We start from the raw sequence: 592 nt of genomic DNA, 5'->3' as shown, positions 1-592 counted from the left end.
GGTCTGATCCGCTCGAAGATAGAACTCCCCACGCAATCGCAGGCGCTCGATTACGGCGTCGGCGATTGCGTGGGCATATCTGCTGTGCAGCCCGTTCAAGCGTTGAATGGCACGGCTTTTGAGCTGGTTTCTTCCAGCCGGCTGGCGTTTTGGCGGCATGTTGCCTAAAAATAATACTCGCACAATACTGGATGGGGAAAGTCATGGCCAATCAGAGTGCTGTCGAGCAGGCAATCCTGGAACTGATCAATCGCGCGCGGCTCGATCCGGCCGCTGAAGCCGCACGATATGGCATAAGCCTCAATGAGGGGGTCCCGGCCAACGAGACCATCTCCGCCGCGATGAAGCAGCCGCTGGCGATGAACGACACGCTGCTCGGCGTGGCGCGGGCGCATAGCCAGGACATGATCGACCACGACTACTTTTCGCATACTGATCTGAGCGGCCACGATCCATTCGAGCGGATCACGGCCGCTGGCTATGACTGGAATACGGCAGGTGAAAACATCGCCTACAGCRCTACTTCCGGCACGCTCACACCGGAGATGTCTCTGCAACTCCATCAACTTCTGTTTGTCGATTCGAACGACCC

The 592-nt window shown here is 57.9% G+C and carries 1 protein-coding gene; it reads left to right on the top strand.

Annotated elements, in window-relative coordinates; translation table 11 throughout:
* Positions 1-203: 203 nt before the first annotated feature.
* The coding region (locus tag ACXJ7R_RS35845; RefSeq protein ID WP_457155904.1) for a CAP domain-containing protein at positions 204-592 on the top strand (389 nt) is incomplete at its 3' end.

It is taken from the genome of Mesorhizobium sp. P5_C1, from assembly GCF_054049815.1.
The sequence above is the reverse complement of the archived record's forward strand: the minus strand, read 5'-3'. Positions and strand labels throughout refer to the sequence as shown.